The sequence below is a fragment of the Brevibacterium sp. HMSC07C04 genome, from assembly GCF_001815905.1.
GTDB lineage: Bacteria > Actinomycetota > Actinomycetes > Actinomycetales > Brevibacteriaceae > Brevibacterium.
This window is the reverse complement of the sequence record NZ_KV823250.1, coordinates 168,735-176,715: the sequence shown is the minus strand read 5'-3', so window position 1 is coordinate 176,715 and position 7,981 is coordinate 168,735. Positions and strand designations below refer to the sequence as shown.

Annotated in this window: 8 protein-coding genes; 4 read left to right on the top strand and 4 right to left on the bottom strand. The window is 56.0% G+C overall.

Annotation, left to right across the window (positions count from 1 at the left end; all coding sequences use genetic code 11):
• Nucleotides 1–1,192 precede the first annotated feature (1,192 nt).
• Genes HMPREF3162_RS04335 through HMPREF3162_RS04325 form a run of 3 tightly spaced genes read right to left on the bottom strand, consistent with a single transcriptional unit; the run spans nt 1,193 to nt 3,592 of the window.
• Nucleotides 1,193–1,939, bottom strand: coding sequence for an ABC transporter permease (locus HMPREF3162_RS04335; RefSeq protein WP_070574464.1), 747 nt, complete (start codon nt 1,937–1,939; stop codon nt 1,193–1,195).
• Nucleotides 1,940–1,943: 4 nt separating this feature from the next.
• Nucleotides 1,944–2,684, bottom strand: coding sequence for an ABC transporter permease (locus HMPREF3162_RS04330; protein WP_256282679.1), 741 nt, complete (start codon nt 2,682–2,684; stop codon nt 1,944–1,946).
• An 8-nt stretch (nt 2,685–2,692) separates the two neighbouring features.
• The gene (locus HMPREF3162_RS04325) at nt 2,693–3,592 is read right to left on the bottom strand and encodes an ABC transporter ATP-binding protein (protein ID WP_070574468.1); all 900 of its coding nucleotides are present in this window, start codon (nt 3,590–3,592) and stop codon (nt 2,693–2,695) included.
• A 132-nt stretch (nt 3,593–3,724) separates the two neighbouring features.
• Between HMPREF3162_RS04325 and HMPREF3162_RS04320 the strand changes: the two genes are divergently transcribed.
• The 3 genes from HMPREF3162_RS04320 (at nt 3,725) to HMPREF3162_RS04310 (ending at nt 6,569) form a co-directional block, all read left to right on the top strand.
• Nucleotides 3,725–4,933 (top strand): sensor histidine kinase, encoded by a 1,209-nt coding sequence (locus HMPREF3162_RS04320; protein WP_070574469.1) that lies wholly within the window; start codon nt 3,725–3,727, stop codon nt 4,931–4,933.
• Nucleotides 4,930–5,604, top strand: coding sequence for a response regulator transcription factor (locus tag HMPREF3162_RS04315; RefSeq protein WP_070575280.1), 675 nt, complete (start codon nt 4,930–4,932; stop codon nt 5,602–5,604). Before HMPREF3162_RS04320 ends, HMPREF3162_RS04315 begins: the two co-directional genes overlap by 4 nt.
• A 392-nt stretch (nt 5,605–5,996) precedes the next feature.
• Complete coding sequence (locus HMPREF3162_RS04310) at nt 5,997–6,569, top strand: TetR/AcrR family transcriptional regulator (protein WP_070777014.1); 573 nt, start codon at nt 5,997–5,999, stop codon at nt 6,567–6,569.
• A 479-nt stretch (nt 6,570–7,048) separates the two neighbouring features.
• Here the strand turns inward: HMPREF3162_RS04310 and HMPREF3162_RS11350 are convergent, their stop codons facing one another.
• Nucleotides 7,049–7,267 carry an SOS response-associated peptidase family protein gene (locus tag HMPREF3162_RS11350; protein ID WP_226829395.1) on the bottom strand — a complete coding sequence of 73 codons (219 nt, stop codon included), beginning with the start codon at nt 7,265–7,267 and terminating at the stop codon, nt 7,049–7,051.
• Nucleotides 7,268–7,346: 79 nt separating this feature from the next.
• Between HMPREF3162_RS11350 and HMPREF3162_RS04305 the strand changes: the two genes are divergently transcribed.
• Nucleotides 7,347–7,841 (top strand): MarR family winged helix-turn-helix transcriptional regulator, encoded by a 495-nt coding sequence (locus HMPREF3162_RS04305; protein ID WP_070574473.1) that lies wholly within the window; start codon nt 7,347–7,349, stop codon nt 7,839–7,841.
• Nucleotides 7,842–7,981 lie beyond the last annotated feature (140 nt).

The window sequence follows — 7,981 nt, the reverse complement described above, 5'->3', positions numbered from 1 at the left end:
CCCACACACGCAGGCACATCATCAAAAGTGAAAGTCTTACGCTCGGAATGTGAGCGCTTGGCTATCTTAGCCTGAAGTTCATCTGCTTGCAAATCTCTGATCTGCTGCAGTTAATCTTCGCCTGTGCCGTTTCGCTTTCGCGTCCTGGCAACGAGATATAACTTTAGACTGCAGCCAACCAGCTTTGCAAGCCGGTATTGCGTGATGTGCACCACCCGCCTTTTGCCGCGGAGGACACCTCGTGTCTTCTCCTCAGCAGACCTCAGCGGCGGCCCGCCCGGCCAGCGCAGGACCTCAGCCCATCCAGCCCTCACACGGGCTGAGCGCGACTGGGCCGGACATTGACATCCCGCACTGTGACACGAAACCACGACCTCGACGCGCGAGGACTGCCAAGAAAGGCAGTACCTCAAGAGATTGGATCTTCTCGACGGGTTCTATCGCCAGCACTGGCATATCAACGTCCCCCAGCTCATGGGGACCGTCGAATGGCCGGGCCGCGGGTCGATGGATTGCCAGTTTGTTCGGTCGCTGCGGTCGTGGCGAGCTTCTGCCGGCATTATTGAAGCTGCGGAGTTGAAAACCATCTCATGGAACCCAGGAGCTGGGACCCGGCCACGATGGCAAGAGTCGACCTAACACGGTTAGTTCGAACTTCGAGTTCAGCAGGGGGACCCGACACCTTGGGTGTTTCGTCTCCTACGCAACTGTGGTGATTTGGACTAACACTTCGACGTACCGCATCTGGCTACCACCCAGGTAACGTAAACAATGACAGTGCATCGAAGACCATCACAGCTACGCCTGATCCGACAAACAACAGTGCAGCGACCGCGACAGTCGTCGACATGCACATGCACAGTCAAACAACGACGACCTTCCCCTCGGACCTTCCTTTCCCGGCACCTCCAACATACTGAAGGGCCCGACGTCGACGGGCGCCCGAAAAGAATCACTCATTTCGCTACTCGCCCACGTCCATGCCTCGCTGACGAACCATTCGGACTACTACATACGGGAATGCCCCGACAGGATGTCGAATGGTGCTGGATCACGTCCAGCAGAGCGCTCCTAGCTCCTGAGTCCTCGATTCACTATGAGTGTGACCTGCGTTTCAGATCACAAGACCGGTAAATTACGTTACACGCTAGGTTGTCAGGCAATTCACGATGCAAAGAGTTGGGTGCTCACCTCAGCGCAGTTTGACAGCGCGAATAAGCGCCACTGTGGCCAGGGAAAACAGAGCAGCGATCGCGACAGCAGTGCCGATCAGTGGCAGCGCTGAACCGACAGTCAGACCACCCGACCCAGCAAGGGCGGTCGAACCAAGGTTGAGTGCCCGGGTGTTTATTCCCTGCGGGAGTACGAAACTCAGCGGTCGAAGCGCAACAGACGTGACGCTGGCTACGCCGATGACGCACCCCAACAAGCAGATAGCGACGGGCGCAGCAAAGGACTTCAGCAACATCGAGAGAAGGGACTGCACTGCAATAAGCGGCAACGCAGCAACCACCGAGATCACTCCGACCAGCACAAACTGCCAAGGGATAGCTCCATCAAGGTCCAGGAAGACCACGCCGGAGACGACAGTCCCGATGACGAGGACGACCTGCATAAATGCAACTGGAACAGTGATTGCCGCGATCTTTGCAACGACCAAAGCTAGGGGTTTTCGTGTGGTGGTCAGCAGCAGGTTCCAGTTTGTTCCGCGGTGTTCCATCCTCCAGGCCGTTGCTGCGAGTAGCGCAATGCCCATTGAATAGAACAACAAGCCGTAGAACAGGGTGACTTGGGAGGTAAACGATTGCCACCCGGTGTCAAGAGTCTCAGTGTTGTTGGCCAAATTGATTGTGCCCGTGACTACGGCTAATACTGGCAAGATCAGAGCGATGAGCCATGTGGTCGAACGCTTAAGTTTTAGAAGTTCAGCTCGAAACACTGGTTTACCTCTCAATTCGGTTGAGTCGATGAGTAACAACAGCAAATGCCAGAGCAACGATGAGCAGGAATCCGACGACCCACCCGTACTCCGGCGTGATGTATGCAACACTGCCCCCGCGTTGTCCAGCGTGTGAAATCATTGCGTAGTACCCCCACGGGATGAAGCGCGCGATGGGGCCCGGCATGAGAAAGGTAAAAGCAGCGAGAAATGCGCCCAGCATTCCAATACCCACGCTGATCAACTGGTTCTCAACGACTGCTGCCAGCCAAATATGTATTGCCAGGAAGCCGACGTCGACGAAGAACAGCAGCAGGGTGTACCCCACCCAGGGCCCTGGCTCAAGGGGTGCCCGGATACCCGCGAGCAATCCGATTCCGATGACGAGCAAAGTCTGAATCGCGACTGCCGGCACTAATACGATGCTTAAAGTTATTAGCTTGGCTTGACATAGCCTGCCAGGTGAGTATCCGGCGGTCGATGCGAGCGTCCATCCCACACCGGAGTGTTCGATGTCGGTTTGCCGACTCGCGATTACTGAGATCAAGATTGGTGACGTCATTGCAGACATCAACGTGTATGTCGTCAAGAGTCCCGCCCACGGCATGGAATCTGGATCGTTCAAGGTTTCCTGGGTGCTTCCCGAAAAGAGGGAGAAGCTCGATAGCACAGCGACAGCTACAACGAGGATAGCCACGGTCGGAGCTGTCCGCAGTCGGCGCATCTTGTGAAATTCCAACACCATTGCGAGCTTCACAGCAAACCCTCGCGTCCAGTGAGGTCCATGAACACGTCTTCCAGGCTCTGCTGTACTCGACGAACCTCAAAGATGGGCACGTTAGCTACAGCCAGACGGTGAATCATTTCGGCAGTCTCTGTCTTATTGATGCCGCTGACTACTACCCCGCCTTGAGTCTTGGTTGCGTCAACGCCTTGTGCCAAGACAGCTTCAGGGTCGGGAGTTTCAATGATGAGGTCGGGTAGCGAATGCTCGAAAAGCGTTTCGCGAGTGCCTTGAAAGATCATCCGCCCTTGAGAAAGAATCCCAAGCACATTCGCCATCTTGTCTATTTCGTCGAGGAGATGGCTAGATACCATCACTGTGATTCCCTCGTGGGCCAGATGCACGAGCAAGTTTCGAATTTCCTCGATGCCGGCGGGATCAAGGCCGTTGGTCGGTTCGTCGAGGACAAGTAGGGACGGGCCCCTCGCGATGGCCATCGCAATGCCGAGCCGTTGTTTCATGCCCAATGAGTAGTTGCGAACGAGTTTTGTGCGGTGCTCCGTTAGCCGAACCGTCGACAGCGCATAGTCGATCTGTGCATTCGACAGGCCAAGCATGTCGCGCACAATCCGCATGTTTTCCTCCCCGGAGAGATGGCCGTACCCCGGTGGAGCTTCGATCATGGATCCGATTGCCGGTAACAGCTCGGTTCTGCTCGTAGGATTGAGTTCGCGCCCGAAGAGTTCTATCTCTCCATGCGTCGGTGATGTCAGACCAAGCAACATTCTCATGGTGGTCGATTTGCCTGAACCGTTTGGCCCCAAAAAGCCGTACACCGAGCCTTCTGGTACGTTCAGGTCGAGAGCGTCGACCGCCGTGTGGTTCTTGAATGTCTTTGTCAAAGCATGCGTCTTGATTACTGCTGTCATAATGGTCCTTCCAGAGTCAGCATGGTTCTATCGTCTCCAGAGCTGCACCATGACGAAACATCCCCTGGGACCATCTTGGAGGCATACTCCGGTATCCCACTGCCAAGCATCCGCCCCGGTAGGGTTAGCACTATGATGCCCACGATCGAGTCATCGTTCGCACGACTCCGCTCGCAGCTCTCGCAGTTGCCGAACGTTGCCCTCGCCTTAGCCATCCTGGTGGCCGCGTTGTTGAGCCGACCCGCGCCACCCACGGGAACGATCCAAGCGTTTCATTGGGCAATCACAGCGCTATGCGTCATTCTTGCCACGTTCAGAAATGCGGTGCCGCTCGTTTCGGTCGTAGGCTTCGCAGTGGCTGGGGCCGCACATGTCCTCGCTACCCATAAGCTCAGCCTTCTGACTATCGCACTCGCATTGTCTGTGGCATATGGTTCACAAACACAGGTCAAATCGTCGTGGCGGTGGCTCAGCCTTGTTGCTCTGCTGGTCGGAACTACGGTCACGATTCTCCTTATCGCAAAAGATTCGGCACTCGAGTCCTGGCTGGATCCACTTATCGCCACCACTATGGCCTGGTCGCTTATCATCGCAGCCGCTCTTGCCGGGCTATTGCGCCAGCGCAATCGGGAACAATTCGATATGGCGATCGAGCGAGCAGAACTGCTTGAAGAACAAAGAAGGGTTGAGCAGCGGCTCAATACCATCGAAGAACGGGCGAACATGGCGCGAGAAATCCATGATGTCCTAGGGCATTCGCTCAGCGTTGTTGCGGTTCAGGCGGAAGGAGCCAGATATATCCTTGAATCCGATCCAAACGGCGCCGATAGGCTGCTCCAAGATATAGGTAATGTCAGTCGAGAAGCTGTCAGCGAGGTTTCAAGAGTTACCCGCCTGTTGCGTGGACCTACCGGACAGAGCGCGCAGCTGGTCGACAAGCCTCCACCTCCGCAACTCAGCGATTTGGAAGGTTTTGTATCGTCGGTCCGATCCACGAATCCGTCTGTAGAACTACAAATCCTTGGAAACATCGACGATGTGCCAGCTCAAATAAGCGGTGCCGCTTACCGTATCGTCCAGGAATCTTGTGTCAACGCGTTGAAACATGCACCGGGTGGGAGTGTAACGATTAGAGTACAGATCGAAGCAAGTAGGATCATGTTGCACATATGCAACACTGCCGGTAGCGCAGTGCGAGAAAGGACTACCGTCGGAACCGGAACCGGGATCGTCGGAATGAAAGAAACAGCTCTTGCTTTTGACGGCACCCTCACAGCAGGTGCGGACGCAACCACTGGCGAGTGGCATGTCAAGAGTGAACTGTTTTGGAGCAGGTCATGATTACTCTCGGTCTCGTCGATGATGAACCCCTTTTCAGTGCTGGGTTGGCCCTAATTCTCAACGGTCAAACAGGCATGGATGTCTCGTGGCAGGCACAAGATGGACAAGAGGCGATCGACCGTCAGCGGAATACTCCGGTGGATGTGATTTTGCTAGATATACAAATGCCTATCTTTGATGGAATCCAAACAACCAAGAAACTGCTGGAAGTGAACTCCGCAGTGAAGATTGCAATTCTGACGACCTTTGATTCCGACAATAACGTGATCAAGGCTATAGACAACGGCGCATCTGGTTTCTTGATGAAGAACACTCCGCCTGACGAACTAGTCGAAGCCGTTCGTGTGATCCACCGCGGCGAGTCGGTCATCTCCCCTGGCCCCACCGCAAAACTGTTCGACCGTATACGTCAAATGGATAATGATCGCTTCGATCCAGCACACGCTGGCACCGATCAAATGCAGCTCCGCGACTGCCTTACGCTTAGGGAAACTGAAGTGCTAAAGCTAGTGGCCCACGGACATTCAAACAGAGAAATCTGCGAAGTCCTGTCGCTTTCTATGCCAACTGTTAAGAAGCACATCGGAAACCTCTTCTCCAAGACCCAGGCACGCGATCGCGTCCACCTCGTGTTACTAGCTTTTCGCACTGGGATCGCCGCGCCGATATAGAAGCACCGCTCATCGTGAAGGAATTCGGTACCGAGACCACCCATTCGACCCAAGAGCGTCACAACATGGTCGACGCGAACAGTGTCAAGCGAATGAGCCGCTCATAGTACGGAGCCAGTTCTTGGCTGACTCAGTTCAAAGGCAACTTCGTCGTGGCTTCGTCGACCGACCGCAAGCTGTTGTGCCAGCAGCTGAATCTGGCGAATTTCACTACCGCTGCTGGAACCAGGACCGGAATAGGGTCCAACCGGGAAGAGCACGAATACGACGATGAAGCCCACGACCCTCAGCCTCTTGGAAATTTCTCGCGGGAACGAGCAAGTCCGCGCACCGAGCGAGTCAAGCGCGTAAATTTTAGAATGACACAACGCCACTCGGGCCACATTGTTTAAATGGTTACAGTTCAGAAGGGCCGCCCGTACGCTCGCGGCGTCAGTGACGCGTTGATTACCGCAGCGAAAGAGTTGATGATCACGGAGGGTTATTCGGCCCTCAGCGTTGATAGGCTGACCAAGAAGGCAGGGACGACAAGACCGACATTCTACAGCCCATTTAATGGCATTGCCGACATTGCCCTTACCGTGATCCGGAAAGAATATGGTGTTGGCGCTGAGGTAGACACCGGTTCAATCGCCACAGACATCCTCGCTCTTCAAAACCGCGAAGTTGAGATGCTATCGACGCCACTCGTTCGCAAGAACCTCACGGGTATCCTTGAAGCGATCCGGCAAGACAGTGAATTCGGTGAGCTGTTTGCTGAACAATTTGTCAAACCTCGAAGAAGAAATGTCCACCGAGTCCCGTCGCTTGCTCAGGCAAGGGGCAAGGCGGTAGGCGAAGTCAGCGCCTCTGACGTGTGTGACGCTCTGCTCGGGCCTTTGTTAGTCCGAGCAGTTCTACCGGGCTCACCCCCCTGGATGCAGCGATTGCGGAAACATCAACGAGGATGGTTCTTGCTGCTATAACCACGTGAAGACATACACTCTGGACCGGACTTGCACGTTTCCCAGGTGCATGCGGAACGTTGGCGCCTCGTTGAAGGAGCACAGCACGAGTCTGCAGCCGATGACGGAAAATGCAACAACAACTCGACAACCAGAACGATTCGCATCACTGCATTCAGCGGCCCCGCGTCCTAGGAATATCGGCTGACGCGAACCGGGGGTATAAACTCCGCCCCGGCTGGTTGGGGCAGGCGGCCTTCAGAACGAAGGAGTGGTCAGCTTTCTACCCTCTCGTACGTTCTATACGCCCATCTGCATTCTTCTTTCCCTGAGCGCGACCGAAACTCCGGAATAGGGTGCCAAAGTCCGCCTACAAACGACACGCTGGTCAACACGTATCTTACTCTCATCCCCCGTACCGAAGTCATTTCTTGTTCCCCACCTCGTAGCCCTGCAATGAGGTCGAGACCAGGTGCCCATTGGACACCGATGGATTACTCTCAGCGCGGCCAGCCGAATTCAGTCCTTTCCCATGCACAGCAGCTGTTGACCGCAAGAGCGCAACGCCGCTCAGTGAAGGCCATGCGAAACATCGGCTGCGTGTCAACGGGTTCTGATCGTGCATTGCCTGCGCACAAGCAGCTCTTGTCACCCTTGGCCCATCCTGGCGCCAGGACCCAATGCGCCGCTTCCAGCCGCCAGGTCAGCCGTCCGCACATGAGCACATCATCGCGCCGACCCCACATGAGCGCACTGATGTGCGCTCGACCACACAAGCGCTTTAGACTCAGCCCGACTATGGCTGAGAAATTCGACCCGATTCGTGAAGCGCGCCGGCAGTGGCTGGCTCACGGCTACGCAGAAGCGGCCGACGGGATGACGCTGACTACCAGCATCATGCGCTCCCAGCAGCTGCTCATGGCACGCATCGACCGTGCACTGCGGCCGCTGAAGCTGACATTCGCCCGCTACGAGCTTTTGACCCTTCTGCGCTTCAGCAGTCACGGTGAACTCCCGATGTCAGTGGTCTCCCGACGGCTTCAGGTGCATCCAACCTCGACAACAAACGCCGTCGACCGCTTAGAGCGGGCCGGCCTAGTCGAGCGCGCGCCGCATCCGCAAGACGGGCGATCCACAATCGTCCGACTGACCGATGCGGGCTGCGAACTGTCCCTTGCCGCAACAGAAGCCCTCAACCGCGAGGTATTCAGCCACCCGGGGATTGAAGGAAAGCGTCTGGATCAGCTGCTGCAGCTTCTGGCCGAACACCGAGGGGCGCTGGCAGAGGAATGACACCCGCGGGCGACGCCTCGCCCCTCCCACCACCTCGTGCACTGAATATTCACTTCCCCGCCAGGAGACCAACACCGGCGCGCGTGACGAAAAGGTGTGACACCGACTACACTGACGGCGACTTTGTTTGACGTCCTACT